This window comes from Pelagibacterium xiamenense (assembly GCF_021166475.1).
GTDB lineage: Bacteria > Pseudomonadota > Alphaproteobacteria > Rhizobiales > Devosiaceae > Pelagibacterium > Pelagibacterium xiamenense.
In genome coordinates, this window is the sequence record NZ_JAJOYS010000001.1 from 56,064 (window position 1) to 76,805 (window position 20,742).

Below are 20,742 nucleotides of genomic sequence, written 5' to 3' on the forward strand. Positions count from 1 at the left end.
ACCTCCTAGGTTTCGATCATCACGGTTGCGATTTCAAATGGCCTGAGCTTGAGCGTGATCGCGTTGTCGGCAACGGCAAGCGTCTCGCCACCCTGTTCCATCAGATTGGCCAGTTTGGCGGATTTGACCGGCACCCCGAACGTCACCGTTGCCTCGGCGCGCTTGTTCGCGGTTTCGAAAACCCGCAGCACCAGCGCATCGCTCGCTTCGGCAAGCTTGACCGTTTCGATCGTCACATTGTCCGCATCGCACCGCGCCAGGCTGAAGGGCTCGCCCCCCGGCGCGCCGGATGCAGACAGATCGCCGATAAGCCGGATGGGGTTGTTGAACCGCTCGGCCGCGCGATGGACCGTTTCGAGATCCGAAACACCCGCGTGCACGTAAAGCGCATAGCGCAGCCGGTGCTCGCCCTGATCGGCATCGGGGTGCGGATGGGTCGATCCGCGCACCAGCGTCAGCCGGACAAGCTGCTCGTGGGCGTCATAGCCATATTTGCAGTCGTTAAGGAGCGCCGCGCCGAAATCGGCCTCGCTCATATCCACCCAGCGGTGCATCGAGGCCTCGAACCGGGCCTGATCCCAGGACGTGTTCCGGTGCGTGGCGCGCGTGACGTGGCCGAACTGGATTTCCGAACGGATCTCCGAAACGTTGAGGTCGAAGGGAAACAGCACTTTGACCACCGTCGCCTGCTCGTGCCAGTCGATAAAGGTATCGAATTCGACCTGCCGCGCGCCTTCCGCGAGCGAGACGATCTGGACGAATGTCGAGGATTGATACGCCCGTTCGATCCGCAGGGCGGCGCGATAGGGTCCGGTTTCGACGACCGTGATATCCGCCGGCCCGTCCGCGAGCGGCCAGAACTGCTCTTCGAAATACCAGTCGATATCCCAGGCATCCCAGTTCATCGACTTGTCTTCATAGGCCACCAGCCTGTTGGCCGTTTGGCCCTTGGCAATCAGCTCGCGATTGCCCGCCTTGTCGAAAACCGACGTGATCTCACCCCTGATGTCGAAGCTGACGCGGATGAGATCGTTTTCCAGATGCGCCGGCGATACCGAGAGGCCCGTGCTCCGCGCCACGCCGCCTTCAGTGACCGCCACGCCGGACCAGCCCAGCGCCGGCACGGCAACCGGCACGGCCTGTTCGGTTGACCCGTCCGCGCGGGCGACTTCCTGGAACGTGAGCGTCTCGTCGCCCTGCCGCAGAGCTTTGCCCGTAAGTTCGGATGCCGCGAATGCCGCAAGCTCGCCGGTGCGGTCCTGGCTCGTGAAATTGACGAGCCGCGCGCCGCCCTGCGCCACCCCCGTCGCCGCGCGCGCCGCCGTCAGCAGCGGCCCGTTCGGCGAAGCGAGCGTGGCAAAGAGTTCGTCATATTCGGTGTCCGAATCCGAATAGACCTCCGGGATCGAGGTGCCCGGGAGAATGTCGTGGAACTGGTTGATGAGCACCGTGCGCCAGAATTCATCGAGCGCCGCGCGCGGATAGTCCGCGCCAGTGAGCACGCTTGCCATCGCCGAGAGAAACTCAAGCTCGCGCATTTCGCGTTCGGCGCGGCGGTTGTTGGCCTTGTTGGCCGCGATGTTGGTAAGCGTGCCGCGGTGATACTGCAGGTACAATTCGCCGTTCCATCGCGGGAAGCGGGCTTTCTCCGCATCCATTTTCGGGCCCAGCCGGTCAAGGAAATTCCCCAAGCCTTCGAGCTTCACTTTCGGCGCGCCGGGAATGCCGCGCTCCAGCCGCATGCCGCGCTCGATCATCGCCCGCGTCGGTCCGCCCCCGCCGTCGCCATAGCCATAGCAGAGCACGAGATCGTCGTTGACCGCCTTGGGCTCATAGCGCTTCCACGCGCCCATGACCTCGCTGACCGAGAGGTCCGAATTATAGGTCGTGAAGATCTGCTCGGAATCGAACGCCTGCGCGGTGATCAGCTGCGCCTTGGTTTCCGACCCATCGATGCCGCGCCAGAAGAAGGTGTCGTAAGGGTGCCGGTCGGTATCGTTCCAGCTCAGTTTCGACGTGATGAAGTATTCGAGCCCCGAGCGGGAAAGGATCTGCGGCATGTTGGCCGAGTACCCGAAGGTATCGGGCAGCCACACGCAGCGCGGGGTGACCCCGAACTCCTCGCGGTGGAACCGCATGCCGTGCATGATCTGCCGGACCATGGATTCGCCCGAAACGATGTTGGCGTCCGGCTCGACCCACATCGCCCCTTCGATCTCGAACTGCCCACGCGCAACGGCCCGCTTCACGCCCTCCCAGATCTCCGGATAGTCGGATTTGAGGAAGTGAAAAAGCACCGCCTGATTGTACATGAAGATGAAGCCGGGGAATTCGGCCATGAGGTTCAAAACGGTCGCAAAGCTGCGCCCCGTCTTGTCGCGGGTGTGCATGACCCGCCAGAGCCACGCCACGTCGATATGGGTGTGCCCGACCGCCGTAATCGTCGGCTGTGCTTCGGTATCGGTGAGCCCGTAGATTTCCGCGGCGATCGCCTCCGCGTCATCGAGCCCCGAGATCCCCGCGCCGCGGCGGTCGAGCGCGCGCAACGCCCGGTCCACGCAATTGAGGATCGCGTGCCGCCGCCCATCGGTTTGCGGCAGGCGGATGGCGACTTCGAGCGGAGTGATAAGGTCATAATAGAGCTTTTCAACCCGCTCGGAACGGGTGAAGAACTCGACCTTGAACCCCGCCAGCGGCCGGTCGAAGAAGGTGAAGGCGTTGACGTGGACGACGTGCTTTTCCCCCGGCACCGCGTTGCGGGCAATCACCAACTCCGTGTGGTTGCCGTCTATCGCCTGCGCGATGGCGCCGTCGATATAGGCAAGGCATTGCGGGTCGGTCGAGCCGGGCCGTTCCTGCCATTGCGAGGTAAAGCGCAGGAGGAACGTCTTGCCCTCGGCCTCCTTGGGCACCTCGACTTCGGCGGCAAACCAGGTATGACCCTGATGCCGGCTCCAGACCGTGCGCTGGGTAAACGCCGGCCAGCTGCACCAATCGTCTTGGAGCGCATCGGGCGCGGCGAGCCCGGCCTCATTGTAATGCCAGGCAATTTCCCCCGGCACGGGCGAGAGGATCTTGGCCTCGAGATCGGCGCAAAGCCGCAGGAGCTTCGCTTCCTCCTTGAGGTCATCGGTCAAGAGCCCGAGCTTGTGGGTGAGGGGATTGGTATACGTCATCCTTTAACTCCGACACCGGCGAACCCTGTGTTCATGTTCCGCCGCAACAGAAAATAGACGCCGACCGCCGGCGCCGCGTAAATGATGGAAAAGGCCGCGAGAAACCCGTAGTCGATGGAGCCCTGCCGGCCGAACGCACTGTAAAGCCCGATGGACATGGGGAACCCCGCTTCGGTGCGCGAAAAGATCAGCGGCAGGAGGAACTCGTTCCACGCGCCGGTAAACGAAAAGAACCACACCACCGCGATGCCCGCTTTCGAGAGCGGCAGGACGATCTTGATCAGGATTGTCCAAAGCGACGCGCCTTCGACATAGGCGGCTTCTTCAAGTTCGATGGGGACCGTATCGAAGAAGTTCTTGAGCAGCAGGAGCGTGAACGGCAGGTTCAGGATGGTGAGCGCGAGGACGATGCCCATCATGTTCAGGAGCCCCGCCGCCTGCGCGGCGAAATACATCGGCACGATGACCCCGGTCGCCGGCAGCATGCGCAATAGAACCAGCGCCCACAAGAACGCGTTGCGCCCCGGAATGCGCATGCGCGACAGCGGATAGGCCGCCGAGATCGCGACCACCACCGTGAGCGTCGCCGTGCCGGCCGCGATCAGCATCGAATTGACGAACTGCCGGCCCGCCGACCCGCTCAGTGCCTGCACGAAATTGTCGATCCCGATCGATTGCGGCACCTCGAGCTGCCCCGTCGCCGCCGGGTCTATGGCGTTGGTCATGAGCCAGAAGAACGGGCTGACCCAGATGAGCGCGAGAAATGCGAGCGCGAGCGCCGTCAGTCGCGAGGGCCGGTCCTGATCCATCACTTCGCGGGCCATTACTTGGGCTCCTTCAACAAACGCAGATAGAAGAGTGACAACACCCCGACGATCACCAGCATCGCCACCGAAATCGCGCTGCCATAGCCGAGTTTCCCGACCATGAAGCTCTGCTTGTAAAGGAAGATCGCAAGGACTTCAGTCTGGCGCCCCGGTCCACCGCCCGTGAGCGCGTAAATGAGCGGGAAATAGGTGAAGGTCCAGATCGTGATGAAGAGCATGTTGGTCGCTATGTGCGGCCGGATGATCGGCAGAATGACCCGCCACACCCGCTGGAACGCCGTCGCGCCATCCACCTTGGCCGCCTCGACCACCTCACGCGAAACGGAATCGAGTGCGGCGGAAAAGAGAAGATACGACCATGCCGTCCCCTTCCAGATATTGGCGATGATGACGACCGGCAGTGCAAACTCGTTGATGAAATTGACCGGTTCGAACCCCAGGGGCGTGATGATGAGATTGTTGATGAGCCCGGTCTGAGCGGTTGTCGCCGACCACAGGAACGCAGCGACGATATCGGGCACCAGCCAGCCGAGCATGATCGTCGCTTCGATCACCCCGCGCAGCACCGAGCGCTGCGTCCTGAGCGTGGCGGCAAGCAGGAAACCCAGGACCGATTGACCGACAATCGCGGAAAAGAACGAGAAGATCGTGGTGGTCCAGAGCGATTCGAGAAATCCGCGCCGGGTGAAAAGCCGCGCGTAATTGTCGAACCCGACCCAGCTCCAGTTGACCGCCTTGCGCCCCACGAGTTCGAGATCGGTGAAGCTGAACGCCAGCGCCCAGCCGGTGAAGTATAATAGCGCGCCGATCAAGAAGATCGCCGGTATGGCGAGTGCGACAAGCACCCAGAGATTGGATGCCAGCCAGGGGTGGAGCTGGTACTTCATGGCAGGGCCCGGAGATCAGAGACAAAAAAGCGGGCGCGCGGGAGGAGTCCCCGCGCACCCGGCCAGGGAGGACCTATTCGTAGGTTATGACGTTTTCTTCCCCGAACTCGTCGACGAGCGAGGCATGGTACTCGCTGATCGCGTCTTCGACGCTCACGCCATCGAGGATATCCGCCGTCATCTGCTGAACGAGCGCGGAGACGACCTGATAGCCCGGATAGGTATCGCGGCCGGTCGTGTCGGCGGCAAGTGCCGTAGCTTCGGCGAGATAGGCATCGGACGCGTAGGCGTCGGAGGCCGCGATATCGGTCCGCACGGCCATGCGGCGGTTTTCGACCGTCCAGTCGCCGAAATTGCCCGCGTCGAAAATCGTCGTCAGGAGCTGGAAGGCCAGTTCGGGGTCCTGCGCGTTCTTATTGACGCCGATCGCCCAGCCGCCCGAGATGTTGGTGGTCGCCTTGGTGTCGGGCAGACCCGAACCCGGCCATGGCGTCCAGCCGATCAACGCGTTGCGCTCGTCCGCGCTCGGAAGCGCCGGGCCGCCATTGCAATCCCAAAGGCACGTGAATTCCCACGATCCGCTTGCGAGGATGCCGATTTCGTCATTCGCCATGGCCTCGCGCACCGCCGCGCCGATATCGGTCGCGTAGTTGATCGAAGCGGTCGCGAGTTCGTCTTCGGCATAAACGTCGTGATAGAGCTCGAGCGTCCGCCGGATCGCCGGGCTGTCGCCGATCCACTTGCCCTCGGCCCAGTTCCGCAGCCGGTTGCGGTCGTCCTCGGGCGTATCGGCGCCCAAAAGCGCCATATAGAAGCCCTGCATGGTCGCCGCCTCGCCCTGCTTGGTGCCGGCGGGCAGAAGGAAGGCGTTGTCGATCCCGGTTTCCGCCTTGATGGTCCGGGCGGTCTCGAGGACGTCGTCCCAGCTTTGCGGCTCCCACGGCATTGCAATGCCCGCGGCCTCGAAAACCGACTTGTCGTACCAGAGCATGCGCACGTCCGTATCGGTCGGCAGCGCATAGACTTCGCCGTCATAGGAAACGACGTCCAATAGCGCGGGCATATAGTGCTGGTACTGGTCCCAGTCCGATCCCATGTCGCCCAACGGCATCAGATAGCCCGCCGAGGCAAGCTCGGAAACCACGAAACTGTCGAGCTGGATGACATCGGCCGCCGTCCCGGCTGCCAGATCGAGCGCCACGCGCTCGACATAACCCTCGCCGGGCAGTTTGATCGCATTGACCGTTTCCCCGGTCGCCGCCTCAAAATCGGCGATTCCCGGCTCGACAAGCGAGCTGAGCCAGTCCGCATACATGATCGAGACTTCCGCGTGGGCGGGCATGGCCATGCCGGCCACCCCGAAAACGGCGACAGCTGTCGCCAGGCTCTTGTTGAGCATCAGCTCCTCCTCCTAATGCGCTGAACCCTCCTCCAGCGTCGCCGCCAGCAAAACAGAATAATTGCAACGTTGCAATACAAATTTAGAACGTGACGGCTCCGGTGCGGTGACTATCGATTTTTATGTGTCTTTTCAGGATGATAATGACTTAACGTCGCATCTGTGGAGAGATCGTCAAACATGCATCGTTGTAAATTTACCGGTTTGACGGCGCAGGCCCTGCGTGTAGATAAGGGATGAAGGACCATTGCCAGCACTGCGTGACATGCGGGACGCCAAGAAAACCGAAAAAAAACCGAAAGGCCGTGCCACGCTGCGCACGATCGCCGAACTCACCGGATTGAGCCTGTCGACCGTTTCGCTTTCATTGCGCGGGGGCGCGAGTCTCAAGGAGGAGACCCGGCGCAAAGTAGCCGAAGCGGCGCGGGCAGTCGGCTATGTGCCCGACCGCGCCGGCGTGCGCCTCCGCACCGGCAAGACCAACGTCATCGCACTTGTGCTCGACGGCGCCCCGGATTCAATCGATTTTGCGCAAAACATGATCCAGGGCGTCGGCCACGCCATAAGGGGTACACGGTACCACCTGACGGTGACGCCCGAGTTCGAACGCACAGCGTCGGTGGAGTCGATCCGCTACATCCTGGACAACCGGACGGCCGACGGCGTCATCATAACCCACACCGCGCCGCGCGACCCGCGCGTGCAGTTGATGATGGACGCCGACTTTCCCTTCGTCTGCCACGGGCGTACGGAATTTTTCACTCCCCACGCCTATCACGACTTCCATTCCGAAGCGTTCGCCCGGCTCGCGGTCGAGCGGCTGCTTTCCAAGGGGCGGCACGACCTCCTGCTCACCATCGGGGACGATTCGACGACGAACTACCACAATATCGTCACCACTTTTAAAGGCGAGGTCGCCCGTGCAGGCATTTCCGGGACGGTCATGGACACGAGCGTCGCGCGCGGGCGCAGCAGCGAATTGCGCAAGTTCGGCATAGACCTCGCTACCGCGCCGCAAAGGCCGGACGGCATCATCTGCGACAGCGAAACCCGCGCGATCGCCCTGATCAGCGGGCTATACGAGGGCGGACTGCGGATCGGACGCGAGCTCGACCTGATTTCCAAGCAAACGACCGACATCCTGCCCACGGTCTTTCCCGACGTCGACAGTATTGAAGAGGATGTCTATTTTGCCGGGAAAGAGCTGACCCGCCTGCTGTTGCGCCGCATAGAGGGCGAGGCGCCCGAAACACTGCAGACGCTGGGCGAACCGATCCCCCACTGGCACTGACAGATGTGTCCGGCAATACCGCGCCCGCGAGAGGCTACTCCGCCGCCTCTCTCGGCGCGAACCGCTGCTCGGCGATTGCGGCCATGCGCGCGGTCGGCTGGATCGCAGCCACGTAGTTGGCTTCCGAGCCGGGCGAGAACAGGGCCGCCCGCTCCTCGGGGGTCGACATGAAGAAGGGGAAGCGGTCGGCGACGCGGTTGCGGATCTCGCTGTATTTGGCCGCATAGAGCCGAACGGGAAATTTGAGCCCGCCCCCCAAAAACCGCACACCCTCCCATTCGACCGAGCCGAAGACGCGCTTATAGAACGCAGCGTGCTCCTCGCGGATCGACGAGAGGCAGTAGTCCGGCGCGAAATATTCGCATGCCATCGCCGCGAGCCGGATCGTGAGATAGGGCAGCGCCGGATAGGCCAGCGCAGCGTCCCTGTCGGCTGTAAAGCGCGAGGGATCGACGAAATGCATGCCTGCGTCGAGCTTGGGGTGCAGAACGTCCGCATATGCCGTCATCGAGGGGGAATGCCGGTGTTCCGCCGTCAGGTGATGAAGCCGTAGCGAGCTGACGAGCTGACCGTCGATGTAAACGCCGTAGCACATGGCATTGGGCACGAAATCGAGGTCGTCCCGGGCCACCTCTTCAGTATTGGCCGGAATAAAATCCTCACGCCGATAAGCATCGTAGCGCAGCCGATATACAGGGTCGAACTGTTCGTCGAGCCGAACGCGTCTATACTCGACCTGATCGAGGATATCCATCAGCGTTGTTGCAAAACGCGATGTGGTTACAGGCTTGCGGTCGGCACCATGCTGCGTAGTACGCATTACTTATCGCCCCCGTGACGTGCAGAGACGACTTTAATCGATTTTTAACCAAACTTGAACAGCAATTTTATGTTTCCGGAAATAGGCGCAGCCAAGCGCACGCCGGCAACGTCGCTCCCGGTGAAAATTTTCGCTGGCAGGAAAAAGGGTTAGCCGCGCGTTAACCGTAATTGTGGAATTGCGTTCGACGCCGTTCCCATAGACCCGATAAGCGCCCGGATTTCGGTCGCGGGCAGCGGCATGCCGAAGAGGAAACCCTGAACCTGGTCGATCTGGGTATGGGCGCTCAGGAGCGCAAGCTGCTCTTCGGTTTCCACGCCCTCGGCTGTCAGCGTCAGATCGAGATCCTTGCCCAGCCGCGCCACGTTGGCCATGAGCTGCGCCGAGCGCGCATCGGTTGTGATGTCGGCGACGAACGACCGATCGATCTTGAGCTTGGAGAACGGCATTTCCTGCAGGTAGGAGAGCGAGGAATACCCCGTGCCGAAGTCGTCGAGCGCGATGCCGATACCCCGATCGGCAAGCGCCCGCAGACGGCGGGACGCCATTTCGCGGTCCTCGATCAGCGCGGTTTCGGTGACCTCGATCTCAAGCCGCGAGGGCGGCAGTCCGCTCTTTTTCAAAGCCCGGGACACGTCGTTGGCGAGCATATCCGACAGCAGGTCCCGCGCCGAAACGTTGACGGAAACCGAGATCGTTTCCGGCCAGTTGGCGCATTCGGCCGTCGCGGTCGTCAGAACGTAACGCGTGATCTCGTCGACAATGCCGGTTTCTTCGGCAAGTTCGATAAAGACCATGGGCGGGATCGGCCCCAGTTCGGGATGCGTCCAGCGCGCCAGCGCCTCGCAACACACGACCGACCGGTCCGCGAGCGACACCATGGGCTGGTAGACGAGCTTGATCTGCTCGCTGGCGATGGCGTCGCGCAGATCCGCCTTGAGACGCTGGCGGTAGCGGAACTCGACGTCGAGCGCGTCGTGGAATTCCTGCCATTGACCCTTGCCGCGCGCTTTGGCTTTGTAGAGCGCCAGATCGGCGCGGCTGATCAGCTCGTCGAGATCCGAAGCGTCCTCCAACAGACGCACGAAACCGATGCTCGCCTTGAGGTCCACATTCTCGCCGTCGACGTCAAAGGGCTGCGAAAGCGCGGACAGGATGTGTTCGGCCTCCGCGCCGCCGCTCATCCCGCTGGTGTTGACCGAGCGGTAGACGACGAACTCGTCGCCGCCGAACCGCGCGACGTGGCTGTCGCGCCCGATCACCGATCCGATGCGCCGGGCGGTCTCCGCGAGGACCTTATCGCCGGCCAGATGGCCCAGCGAATCGTTGACGTGCTTGAAATCGTCAAGATCGACAATCATCAGCATGGCGGGTTCGTGCCGGCGCAAACTGCGCCGCTGCGCGAGGTCCGCCTCTACGAGTTCGGTGAACTGAACGCGGTTGGGCAGACCGGTGAGCCGGTCGTAGCGCGCCATATAGTTGATGCGCTCCTGGGTCCTCACGCGCTCGGTGACGTTTTCGAGCAGCAGCACCGTACGATCCCCGCGCGAGGAGATCGTTACCTCGCAGTGAAAGTCTTCCGAAAGCTTCATCACGACCTTGCCGCCGGTCTGCCGCTCGATCATGCGCAGTATGCGGTCCGCGGTCGCATGCGGCAGCGCGCGGCGCGAGATCGCCTCGCTCAGGAGTTCGGCCACGGTACGCCCCACCCAGGCGCCTTCGGCGATCGAGGCAAAGGTCTGTTCGGCCCGGTCGTTGACGAGCGCGATCACCCCGTTCTCGTCGATCATGCACAACCCGTGCTGCATGGTGGCGAGCGCGGTATCGAGCTGGTCGGCGAGCGTCTTGGCGGCAACCCGCTCATGCACTGCCGAGAGCAGGTGATTACGCACATCCGCGCCCAGCGACCGGAAGCTGATGAGCATGGGAAGGAACAGCGAAGCAAGCACCGCCTGGTAGATGTCGCCCGCCAGCAAGAGCCCCAGAACCATTGGCCCGCCCATGCCCAGGACCTGCACGGTCATGAGTTTGTCGGAGCCGAAATTGCGTGTGACGATCCCCACCATGGCGGCAACCGTTACCGTAATGCTCACGAGTTCGGCAAAAACGTCATCGACGAAAACCGCCGAGGAAAAGCACCAGCTGCCATAGGCGAGCGCGGCGAAATAACCGAAAAAGACAGCCCGGCCCTCCCAGTATTCGGCGGCATCGACATCGTCGGGGGCGAACTGGGCCTTGTGGAACGCGCGGATGTTGTAGTCGCGTGCGATGACCAGGGCGAGAAGCAGCGCAGCGTGGAAATAAAGGATCGGCGAGCCGGCCTTGAACGCACACGCAGCCGCGCCGACCGCGCTGGCCAGCGTTCCCAACAGCATGCCCCGCCGGTCTTTATAGAGCGACGCGACTATCGAGACATAGTCGAGTGCGGGCAGCGATTTGCGCATTCCGTGAAACATCATCTAAGAGTACTACCAGCCGGTCGGAAGCCCTGCGTCCAGAACGCATTCGACCAGAACCTTCCTGTAATTGAGTTAAGTTTGAAGCGCGCAAACTCCCTTAAACGCTGCAAAATCATGCTTTGGTAAAGAGGGCATGAATGGCGCGGACCCCATTTTATGAAACGTGCAGCGACGTTTCGGCGTTCTGCCATCAAGGCAAAAAGGAGACACCGCATGAGCGAAGACACCTCCGGAATCCTGACCGGCACAGCGCTCGAGGAGCACCTTCACGAATGTCCCGGCTGGAGCGAAACCCCCGGCCCCGCGATCGCCAAGAGCTTTAAATTCCAGTCCTTCGTCGAGGCTTTCGCCTTCATGACGCAGGTCGCGCTTCTGGCCGAAAAGGCGGGACACCACCCCGACTGGTCCAACAGCTACAATAGGGTCGATATCGCGCTCTCGACCCACGACAAGGGCGGCATAACCCAGAACGATATCGCGCTCGCGCGCAAGATAAACGCGCTTGTCAGCGGCTGACCGAACGCCGTCGCTCTAGGGCCCTGAGGCCCAGATAGGCCAGTAACAGCGCCACCGCGGCGTTGGCGACCGCATGCCAGACGAATGCGCCGGGCACAATAAGGCGTATCGCATGGGCGATGGCGAGAGCCGCAAAGGCCGGCGCCAGCCAGCGCGGTGCAGGTGCGGCCCTGAAATGCAGCGCGAACCCGATGAGCCCGGCTTCGAGGAAAATCAGCGCCAGAAGGTAGAACGGCGTCAGCACCACATCGCCATAGCCGATCTCCCCCGCTGCGATTGCCCCAAGCGTGCCCGAGGTCAGAACGATGATCATCACCATCCCGTAAGATAGTGCCGCAAAGGCGATCATAACGATCCCCACGCGCCCGGCGCGGGCCATGCCCGGCTCGCTTCGCGCTGCGAAAATACCCGCTCCGACAAGAAACAGCGCGACGGTCGCGACGGTGCCGTCAGCAACGCCGACGCCTCCCGAGGCCAGCATGACGGCTTCCGCTCCGGCCCAACCGAGCGTGCTTACGATCAGCAATAGAGCTAGGATCATCGACTTCGCCTTTCCTTGTCGCGCCGTCGATAAGCCCTCGGGCGCACGATGAAAAGAGCCGCGGCCAAAAAGATGCCGCGCTCGCATGAGAGAGATGTACTCCGGAGCCTTGGCGCGAGAAACAACAGCCGTTAATCTTGCCTTTACCTCTCGCTGCCGGTTAAGTGCAGCGATCCATTATCGATTTTGCCGGGAATAGGTCCGGTCGCCGCCGGCATGGAGCGCATTTGAAATGATTGTTCGACACAAAACGACCCTCGCCCTCGCCGCGATCCTCGTCGCCGGCACGACGCTCGCGGCCTGTTCGACCCAGCGCTTCGGCGGCTCCGCGCCAGCGACCACGTCGCTGCCCCAGCCCGCGCCGATCACCCCCGTCCAGACAGGAACCGTACAGAGTTCGGACCTGCCCCCGATCGGCGGCACGGCTACGGCCGCGAGTGGCGCCACCAATACGGGACTTTACGATCCCTCGACCCAGACCGCGGCATCCGGCGGGTTCGGCACGTTCGACGACGTTTCGGGCGCTTCGACCGGCGGGCGCGACCTCACCGGTCCGCTGACCATGGAAAAACTCCTGGGCGGCTGGACACTGACCGCCGGGGTCGACCAGTGCCGGCTGAATCTCACCTACACCGCCAAGGGTGCGACGGGCCGCTACCGCGCATCGACCCCCGGTTGCACTCAGGAAACGCTCGCCGGCATCACGTCCTGGCAGCTCCTGGGCAGCCAGATCCAGTTCTACAACGAGGCCAACGAATTGATCGGCACCGTCTTCAAATCTCCGGACAACCGGCTCGTCGGCACCCTCGCCGGCGGCCAGTCGATCACGATGACGGGCTGATCTTGGCCCCGCGCACCGCCGGGGACACGTCCGTCCTCGACCGCTACGCCGATATGGTCGTCGCCGGCGAAGTCCGCCGCGACCCCGCCCAGCAGGAGGCGGCCGCACGGCTCGATGCAGTTGCGCGCGGCCTCGAGGCGCTTGAAGCGCACTCGGGATCGGTGATTGCGTCTCTCTTCAAGCGCAAGCGTGTTGCGCCCGAGGGCCTTTACATCTGGGGCGATGTCGGGCGCGGCAAGACCATGCTCATGGACCTCTTTTTTTCGTCCGTGCAGGTGACGGCCAAGCGGCGCGTGCACTTTCACGAATTCATGAACGAGGTGCATGAGGGGATCGCGAAATTCCGCAGCGAAAACCCCGGCACCAGGGGCGCGCGCGACCCCATCCCCGCCGTGGCCCGCCCGATCACCCGTTCGGTACGGCTCTTGTGCTTTGACGAGTTCGTCGTCTCCGACATCACCGACGCGATGCTTTTAAAGCGGCTCTTTGAAATCCTCTTCGCCGACGGCGTCGTCGTGGTTGCGACCTCGAATATCCCGCCCGAACGGCTTTACTGGAACGGGCTCAACCGCCAGCTCTTTTTACCCTTCATCGATCTCCTGAAGACCCATACCGAGGTCTTCAACCTCGATTCCGAAACCGACTACCGGCGCGAACGCCTCGACGCGCAGGACGTCTACCGGATCGGCACGGGTGCGGAAATCGACGAGGCGATGGACGCGCTCTTTGCCCATCTCATCGGTGGTGCCGACGCCCAGCCCATGCAGGTCGAGAGCCTCGGACGGCAAATTGCCGTACCGGCCCAGGCCATGGGTGTCGCGCGGTTTTCCTTTGCCGAGTTGTGCGAGCGTCCGCTCGGCGCGCGGGACTATTTGAAGCTCGCCAAGGCCTTCCATACCATCGTCATCGACCATGTCCCGGTGTTCTCGCGCCTCAGATCCGACGCCGCCAAGCGCTTCATTCTGCTCGTCGACACGCTCTACGACCGCGGCGTCAAGCTCGCCGCCAGCTTCGAAGCCCCGCTCGACGCGCTCGCGCAGGACGACAAGACGCGCTTCGAATTCGCCCGTTGCCTCTCCCGCCTCGAGGAAATGCGCTCGGCCGAATACATTGCGCAGCCACTGCGGCAGGTGGCGCAATAAAGCCGGCCCCGCCGGTCTCCCCCTAGAATGTTACTTTCCCTGACACGGAAATTGGCAGCGCTGCCGACCCGTTGGCGGGCCTGAAACGCGACCGTACGCAAAACATCACGTTCCGCGCCGGTTATACGAAGGGTTCACTTGCGTCCGTTTGTCACAAGGTCTATGGAGGGCGCGAGGAACAACCAACTTTACCTATAGGGAAACTTGCTCATGGCGCGGAAGAAAATCGCCCTGATCGGTGCTGGTCAGATCGGGGGAACATTGGCGCATCTGGTCGCGCTCAAGGAACTCGGCGACGTCATCTTGTTCGACATCGTCGACGGTGTCCCCCAGGGCAAGGCGCTCGACCTCGCCCAGTCCGGTCCGGTGGAAGGCTATAACGCCAGCCTCAAGGGCACGTCCGAATATAAGGACATCGAAGGCGCCGATGTGGTGATCGTCACCGCCGGCGTTCCGCGCAAGCCCGGCATGAGCCGCGACGACCTTCTTGAAATCAATCTGAAGGTCATGGAGCAGGTCGGCGCCGGCATTTCCAAATACGCTCCCGACGCCTTCGTCATCTGCATCACCAACCCGCTCGACGCCATGGTCTGGGCGCTCCAGAAATTCTCCGGACTCCCCACCAACAAGGTCGTCGGCATGGCCGGTGTCCTCGACTCGGCCCGCTTCCGCCACTTTATCGCCGACGAGTTGAACGTCTCGGTTCAGGACGTCACCGCCTTCGTCATGGGCGGGCATGGCGATACCATGGTGCCCTTGGCGCGGTATTCGACCGTCGCGGGCATCCCGCTCCCCGACATGGTCAAGATGGGCTGGATGAGCAAGGAAAAGCTCGACGAGATCATTCAGCGCACCCGCGATGGCGGCGCCGAGATCGTCGGCCTCCTGAAGACCGGTTCGGCCTTCTACGCCCCCGCCGCCTCGGCAATCGAAATGGCTGAAAGCTATCTCAAGGACAAAAAGCGCATCCTTCCCGCCGCCGCCTATCTCTCGGGCGAATTCGGCGTCAAGGACCGCTATGTCGGCGTGCCGGTCGTGATCGGCTCCGCAGGCGCTGAGAAGGTTGTCGAGATCGAATTGAACGGCGCGGAAAAGAAGATGTTCGACACCTCCGTCGCCGCCGTCGAGGGCCTTGTCGAGGCCTGCACCAAGATCGCGCCTAAGCTCGCCTAACCCCACTCCGCCGGTAGCGTTTCCGCCCCGGCGGAAACGCCCCAACCCACCGAGGGCAAGAAAGAATGAACATCCACGAATACCAGGCCAAGGAACTCCTGAAGTCCTTCGGCGCCCCCGTCGCGCAGGGCGTGGCGATCCTTTCGGCCGACGAAGCCGAAGCCGCCGCCAAGTCGCTCCCCGGACCGCTTTATGTGGTCAAGTCCCAGATTCACGCCGGCGGGCGCGGCAAGGGCAAGTTCAAGGAACTCGGCCCCGACGCCAAGGGCGGCGTGCGGCTCGCCAAATCGGTCGAAGAGGTCGTCGCCAACGCGAAGGAAATGCTCGGCAACACGCTCGTGACCAAGCAGACCGGCGAAGCGGGCAAGCAGGTCAACCGCCTTTATATCGAAGACGGCGCCAATATCGCGCGCGAGCTGTATCTCTCGCTCCTCGTCGACCGCACGACCGGCAAGGTCGCCTTCGTCGCCTCGACCGAGGGCGGCATGGACATCGAAACGGTGGCCGAGGAAACGCCTGAAAAGATCCTCACCCTGCCGATCGACCCCGATACCGGCGTTACCGGCGCAGACGCCGACAAGCTCGCCGCCGCTCTGGAGCTTTCGGGCAAGACCGCCGACCAGGCCAAGGACGTCTTCAAGCTCCTGTATAAGGCCTTCGTCGAGAAGGACATGAGCCTTCTGGAGATCAATCCCTTCATCGTCATGGACAATGGCGATGTGCGCGTCCTCGACGCCAAGGTCTCCTTTGACGGCAACGCGCTCTTCCGGCACCCGGAAATTCTCGAGCTGCGCGACCTCTCCGAAGAGGACGAAAAGGAAATCGAGGCCAGTAAATGGGACCTCGCCTATGTCGCGCTCGACGGCAATATCGGCTGCATGGTCAACGGCGCCGGTCTCGCCATGGCGACGATGGACATCATCAAGCTTTATGGCGCCGAACCGGCGAACTTCCTCGACGTTGGCGGCGGCGCCTCGAAGGAAAAGGTCACCGCAGCCTTCAAGATCATCACCGCCGACCCGAGCGTTAAAGGCATCCTCGTCAACATTTTCGGCGGCATCATGCGCTGTGACGTCATCGCCGAGGGCGTCATCGCCGCGGTCAAGGAGGTGGGCTTGAACGTCCCGCTCGTCGTGCGTCTCGAAGGTACCCGCGTTGCCGAGGGCAAGAAGATCATCGACGAGAGCGGATTGAACGTCATTTCCGCCGACGATCTCGACGACGCCGCCCAGAAGATCGTCAAAGCTGTAAACGGCTGATCCATGATGGAACTTCTCGTCGCATTGCTGCCTGTCCTCATCCTGGTTGCCCTTGTTGTGGCTGTCGCGCGCTGGGCGCAGCGGGCTTACAAGCGGCTTGTGGATGAGACAAGCGCTGCCAATCGGGCGATCGCCGATTCCAATCGTGAACTGATCGCCGAGCTGCGCGAGATCAAACAGATTTTGAAGGACCAGAACTAAATGTCCATCCTCGTCAACAAAGATACCAAGGTCCTCGTGCAGGGCCTGACCGGCAAGACCGGTACGTTCCACACCGAACAGGCGCTCGCTTACTTCGGCACCAAGATGGTCGGCGGCATTCACCCCAAAAAGGGCGGTGAAACCTGGTCGTCGGGCGTCGACGGCACCGAACTGCCGGTCTACGCCTCGGTCGCCGAGGGCAAGGAAAAGACCGGCGCCAACGCCTCGGTCGTCTATGTGCCCCCCGCCGGCGCCGCCGCCGCGATCATGGAGGCCATCGAAGCGGAGATCGAATTGATCGTCTGCATCACCGAGGGCGTGCCCGTTGCCGACATGGTCAAGGTCAAGGCCGCGCTCGAAAAGTCCAACTCGCGTCTGATCGGCCCCAACTGTCCGGGCGTGCTCACGCCCGAGGAATGCAAGATCGGCATCATGCCGGGCAATATCTTCTCCAAGGGCTCGGTCGGCATCGTCTCGCGTTCGGGCACGCTGACCTATGAAGCCGTGTTCCAGACCACCAACGAAAAGCTCGGCCAGACGACCGCGGTCGGCATTGGCGGCGATCCGGTCAAGGGCACCGAGTTCATCGACGTGCTCGAGATGTTCCTCGCCGACGACGCCACCGAATCCATCATCATGATCGGCGAGATCGGCGGCTCGGCGGAAGAAGACGCCGCCCAGTTCCTGATCGACGAGGCGAAAAAGGGTCGCAAGAAGCCGATGGCCGGCTTCATCGCGGGCCTGACCGCCCCCAAGGGCCGCACCATGGGCCACGCCGGCGCCGTCATTTCCGGCGGCAAGGGCGGTGCCGAGGACAAGATCGCGGCGATGGAAGCCGCGGGCATCAAGGTGTCGAAATCCCCCGCGCGGATCGGGGCGACCCTTGTTGAAGTCTTGAAGGGCTGACCCTTCACTTTTGCCGCGCCCGGCGCCACCTTTGAGGCTACGGTTAACCAATCCCAAAGGGCGCCGGGGCAAACTGAATGACTAACGCGTTTCGGGCGGAAGCTGTGCCGCACTCTCGCCCGAAACGGGGACGAACAGAACCGGAAACGGTTCGCACCACAATCGGCATCTGGCAGCGCGGATGCCGGTTTGACAGCAAAAACGGGGACCGCACCCCCGCCCGAGAGCAAAAATGGCACGACAGGACCAGAACGAAGCGTTCCTCCTCACCTCATTCCTCTATGGCGGCAATGCCGACTACATCGAGGACCTCTACGCCCGCTACAAGACCGATCCAAAGGGCGTGGACCCGAGTTGGGCCGACTTTTTCGCCAACCTCTCGGACAGCTCCGACGATGTGAAAAAGAACGCTTCGGGCCCGAGCTGGCGCCGCGCCGACTGGCCGCGGGTCTCCAATGGCGAGCTGGTCTCCGCGCTCGACGGCGACTGGGGCGAAATCGCGGTCAAGGCGCAAAAGGCGGCAACCGATAAGGCCAAGGCCACGGGCGCACCCGTTTCCACCGAAGCGGTCATGCAGGCGACCCGGGATTCGATCCACGCCATCATGATGATCCGCGCCTATCGCATGCGCGGCCATTTGCACGCCAATCTCGATCCGCTCGGCCTCGAAGTGCAGGAAGACGCCCCCGAGCTCGATCCGGCGAACTACGGGTTCACCGAAGCCGACTACGATCGCGAGATCTTCATCGATTTCTATCTCGGGCTCGAATACGCGACGATCCCGCAGATGCTCGACATCCTCAAGCGCACCTATTGCGGCACCATGGGCGTCGAGTTCATGCACATTTCCGACCCGGAGGCGAAATCCTGGCTGCAGGAGCGCATCGAAGGCCCGGACAAGGAAATCACCTTCACCACCAACGGCAAGAAGGCGATCCTCTCCAAGCTTGCCGAGGCTGAAGGGTTCGAAAAATTCCTCGACGTCAAATACACCGGCACCAAGCGGTTCGGGCTCGACGGTGCGGAAGCTGTGATCCCGGCGCTTGAGCAGATCATCAAGCGCGGCGGCGCGCTGGGGGTCAAGGACATCGTCCTGGGCATGGCCCACCGCGGGCGGCTCAACGTATTGACCCAGGTGATGGGCAAACCCCACCGCGCCCTCTTCCACGAATTCAAGGGCGGCGCCTTCTACCCTGACGACGTCGAGGGCTCGGGCGACGTGAAATACCACCTCGGCGCCTCCTCGGACCGCGAATTCGACGGCAATCAGGTGCACCTGTCCCTGACCGCGAACCCTTCGCACCTCGAAATCGTCGATCCCGTGGTGCTGGGCAAGGCTCGCGCCAAGCAGGACCAGAATTCCGCCGTCGACGGGCGTTTCGTCTTCAACACCCGCGAAACCGACCGCACCACGGTGCTGCCGCTGATCCTCCACGGCGACGCGGCCTTTGCCGGCCAGGGTGTGGTTGCCGAATGTTTCGGGCTGTCGGGGCTGAAGGGCCACCGTACCGGCGGCTCCATCCACTTCGTCATCAACAACCAGATCGGCTTTACCACGAGCCCGCACTTCTCGCGCTCGTCCCCGTATCCCACCGACGTGGCCAAGATGATCGAGGCCCCGGTGTTCCATGTGAACGGCGACGACCCCGAAGCCGTCGTCTTTGCCGCCAAGATCGCGATCGAATACCGCCAGAAGTTCGGCAAGCCCGTCGTCATCGACATGTTCTGCTACCGCCGCTTCGGCCACAACGAAGGCGACGAGCCCAGCTTCACCCAGCCGCTGATGTACAAGGCCATCAGGGCGCACAAGACAACCTACGAGATCTATAGCGACAAACTGGTGTCCGAAGGTGTTCTGAGCGCCGAGGAAGCCGACAAGATCAAGGCCGACTGGCGCGCCCACCTCGAAGCCGAGTACGAGGCGGGCCAGGATTACCGCCCCAACAAGGCCGACTGGCTCGACGGCGCCTGGAAGAACATCAAGCTTGCAGAAGTCGACGGCCCGCGCCGCGGCGTGACCGGCGTTGAAATCGAAAAACTCACGACCTTCGGCGAAAGGCTCTGTGCTGTGCCCGAGGGCTTCAACGTCCACCGCACGGTTCAGCGTTTCCTCGACAACCGCAAGAAGATTATCGCCTCGGGCGAAGGCGTCGACTGGGCCACTGCCGAAGCGCTGGCCTTCGCGTCGCTGGTCGATGAAGGCCACCCGGTGCGGCTTTCCGGTCAGGATGTCGAGCGCGGCACCTTCTCCCAGCGCCATTCGGTGCTCTACGACCAGGAGAACGAATCCACCTATACCCCGCTCAACAACGTAAGCGAGAACCAGGCCCGCTACGAAGTCATCAACTCGATGCTCTCCGAAGAAGCGGTGCTTGGTTTCGAATACGGCTATTCGCTTGCCGAGCCCAACGCGCTGACGATCTGGGAGGCCCAGTTCGGCGACTTCGTCAACGGCGCGCAGGTCGTCATCGACCAGTTCATCGCCGCGGGCGAGCGCAAATGGCTCCGCATGTCGGGCCTCGTCATGCTCCTGCCGCACGGCTATGAAGGCCAGGGCCCCGAGCACTCCTCGGCCCGCCCCGAGCGCTTCCTGCAGCTGTGCGCCGAGGACAATATGCAAGTGCTCAACTGCACCACCCCGGCGAACTATTTCCACGCCCTGCGGCGGCAACTCAAGCGCGATTTCCGCAAGCCCTTGATCATCATGACGCCCAAATCGCTGCTGCGGCACAAGCGGGCGGTCTCGGGCCTTGCCGAAATGGGTCCCGACAGCTTCTTCCATCGCCTGCTCTGGGACGATGCCGAGGCCCCGGGCGCACCCAAGACCGAGATCAATCTCAAGAGCGACAGCGAAATCCGCCGCGTCGTCATCTGCACGGGCAAGGTCTACTACGACCTTCTCGAAGACCGCGAGAAGCGCGGCATCAACGACGTCTATCTGATGCGCCTCGAACAGCTCTATCCGTTCCCGGCCAAGGCGCTGATCGACGAATTGACCCGCTTCCCCAACGCTGAGATCGTCTGGTGCCAGGAAGAGCCCAAGAACATGGGTGCCTGGGCGTTCGTCCAGCCCTATATCGAATGGGTGCTCGAACAGATGGGCAAGCCCGGCGCGCGTCCGCGCTATGTGGGCCGCCCCGCCTCCGCGTCGACCGCCACCGGGCTGATGCGCACGCACATCGCCCAGCTCCAGGCCTTCCTCGACGAAGCCTTTGAAGAGTAGGAGTGTTTTCAGCCAGAGTGGATACCACTTTGGCGGTTCGAAAACGCGACAGGAAAAGAACGAACACCGCTTGAAAAGCGC

16 protein-coding genes are annotated in these 20,742 nt (G+C 62.5%); 9 read left to right on the forward strand and 7 right to left on the reverse strand.

What is annotated here, in order from left to right; genetic code table 11:
• Nucleotides 1-5 precede the first annotated feature (5 nt).
• From LSG43_RS00305 to LSG43_RS00320, 4 genes are all read right to left on the reverse strand, one after another.
• On the reverse strand, nucleotides 6-3,176 hold the full coding sequence (locus LSG43_RS00305; RefSeq protein WP_231800300.1) for an alpha-mannosidase: 3,171 nt from the start codon (nucleotides 3,174-3,176) through the stop codon (nucleotides 6-8).
• The gene (locus LSG43_RS00310; protein WP_231800301.1) at nucleotides 3,173-4,000 is read right to left on the reverse strand and encodes a carbohydrate ABC transporter permease; all 828 of its coding nucleotides are present in this window, start codon (nucleotides 3,998-4,000) and stop codon (nucleotides 3,173-3,175) included. The genes LSG43_RS00305 and LSG43_RS00310 overlap by 4 nt, the downstream gene beginning before the upstream one ends.
• Nucleotides 4,000-4,890 (reverse strand): carbohydrate ABC transporter permease, encoded by an 891-nt coding sequence (locus tag LSG43_RS00315; RefSeq protein WP_231800302.1) that lies wholly within the window; start codon nucleotides 4,888-4,890, stop codon nucleotides 4,000-4,002. The genes LSG43_RS00310 and LSG43_RS00315 overlap by 1 nt, the downstream gene beginning before the upstream one ends.
• Nucleotides 4,891-4,963: 73 nt before the next feature.
• On the reverse strand, nucleotides 4,964-6,289 hold the full coding sequence (locus tag LSG43_RS00320) for an ABC transporter substrate-binding protein (protein WP_231800303.1): 1,326 nt from the start codon (nucleotides 6,287-6,289) through the stop codon (nucleotides 4,964-4,966).
• Nucleotides 6,290-6,536: 247 nt separating this feature from the next.
• Between LSG43_RS00320 and LSG43_RS00325 the strand changes: the two genes are divergently transcribed.
• Nucleotides 6,537-7,580, forward strand: a complete 1,044-nt coding sequence (locus tag LSG43_RS00325) for a LacI family transcriptional regulator (protein WP_231800304.1) — start codon at nucleotides 6,537-6,539, stop codon at nucleotides 7,578-7,580.
• A 34-nt stretch (nucleotides 7,581-7,614) separates the two neighbouring features.
• On the opposite strand, the gene LSG43_RS00330 is transcribed toward LSG43_RS00325, so the two are convergent.
• Nucleotides 7,615-8,400: an N-acyl amino acid synthase FeeM domain-containing protein gene (locus LSG43_RS00330; protein ID WP_231800305.1), complete on the reverse strand. Its 786-nt coding sequence runs from the start codon at nucleotides 8,398-8,400 to the stop codon at nucleotides 7,615-7,617.
• A gap of 149 nt (nucleotides 8,401-8,549) precedes the next feature.
• On the reverse strand, nucleotides 8,550-10,844 hold the full coding sequence (locus tag LSG43_RS00335) for a putative bifunctional diguanylate cyclase/phosphodiesterase (RefSeq protein ID WP_231800306.1): 2,295 nt from the start codon (nucleotides 10,842-10,844) through the stop codon (nucleotides 8,550-8,552).
• A gap of 228 nt (nucleotides 10,845-11,072) precedes the next feature.
• Between LSG43_RS00335 and LSG43_RS00340 the strand changes: the two genes are divergently transcribed.
• Nucleotides 11,073-11,375 carry a 4a-hydroxytetrahydrobiopterin dehydratase gene (locus tag LSG43_RS00340; RefSeq protein WP_231800307.1) on the forward strand — a complete coding sequence of 101 codons (303 nt, stop codon included), beginning with the start codon at nucleotides 11,073-11,075 and terminating at the stop codon, nucleotides 11,373-11,375.
• On the opposite strand, the gene LSG43_RS00345 is transcribed toward LSG43_RS00340, so the two are convergent.
• Complete coding sequence (locus LSG43_RS00345) at nucleotides 11,365-11,916, reverse strand: hypothetical protein (protein ID WP_231800308.1); 552 nt, start codon at nucleotides 11,914-11,916, stop codon at nucleotides 11,365-11,367. The genes LSG43_RS00340 and LSG43_RS00345 overlap by 11 nt on opposite strands.
• Nucleotides 11,917-12,148: 232 nt before the next feature.
• Here LSG43_RS00345 and LSG43_RS00350 point away from each other — a divergent pair, with 232 nt between their 5' ends.
• The 7 genes from LSG43_RS00350 (at nucleotide 12,149) to LSG43_RS00380 (ending at nucleotide 20,661) form a co-directional block, all read left to right on the forward strand.
• On the forward strand, nucleotides 12,149-12,757 hold the full coding sequence (locus LSG43_RS00350; RefSeq protein ID WP_231800309.1) for an AprI/Inh family metalloprotease inhibitor: 609 nt from the start codon (nucleotides 12,149-12,151) through the stop codon (nucleotides 12,755-12,757).
• Nucleotides 12,758-12,759: 2 nt separating this feature from the next.
• On the forward strand, nucleotides 12,760-13,899 hold the full coding sequence (gene zapE, locus LSG43_RS00355) for a cell division protein ZapE (protein WP_231800310.1): 1,140 nt from the start codon (nucleotides 12,760-12,762) through the stop codon (nucleotides 13,897-13,899).
• Nucleotides 13,900-14,109: 210 nt separating this feature from the next.
• On the forward strand, nucleotides 14,110-15,072 hold the full coding sequence (gene mdh, locus LSG43_RS00360) for a malate dehydrogenase (protein WP_231800311.1): 963 nt from the start codon (nucleotides 14,110-14,112) through the stop codon (nucleotides 15,070-15,072).
• Between the two features lie 65 nt (nucleotides 15,073-15,137).
• Entirely contained in the window at nucleotides 15,138-16,331 is a 1,194-nt protein-coding gene (gene sucC / locus LSG43_RS00365) for an ADP-forming succinate--CoA ligase subunit beta (protein WP_231800312.1), read from the forward strand.
• A gap of 3 nt (nucleotides 16,332-16,334) precedes the next feature.
• Nucleotides 16,335-16,532, forward strand: a complete 198-nt coding sequence (locus LSG43_RS00370) for a hypothetical protein (RefSeq protein WP_231800313.1) — start codon at nucleotides 16,335-16,337, stop codon at nucleotides 16,530-16,532.
• The gene (gene sucD / locus LSG43_RS00375) at nucleotides 16,533-17,438 is read left to right on the forward strand and encodes a succinate--CoA ligase subunit alpha (RefSeq protein ID WP_231800314.1); all 906 of its coding nucleotides are present in this window, start codon (nucleotides 16,533-16,535) and stop codon (nucleotides 17,436-17,438) included.
• Between the two features lie 232 nt (nucleotides 17,439-17,670).
• Nucleotides 17,671-20,661 carry a 2-oxoglutarate dehydrogenase E1 component gene (locus LSG43_RS00380; RefSeq protein WP_231800315.1) on the forward strand — a complete coding sequence of 997 codons (2,991 nt, stop codon included), beginning with the start codon at nucleotides 17,671-17,673 and terminating at the stop codon, nucleotides 20,659-20,661.
• Nucleotides 20,662-20,742: the final 81 nt, after the last annotated feature.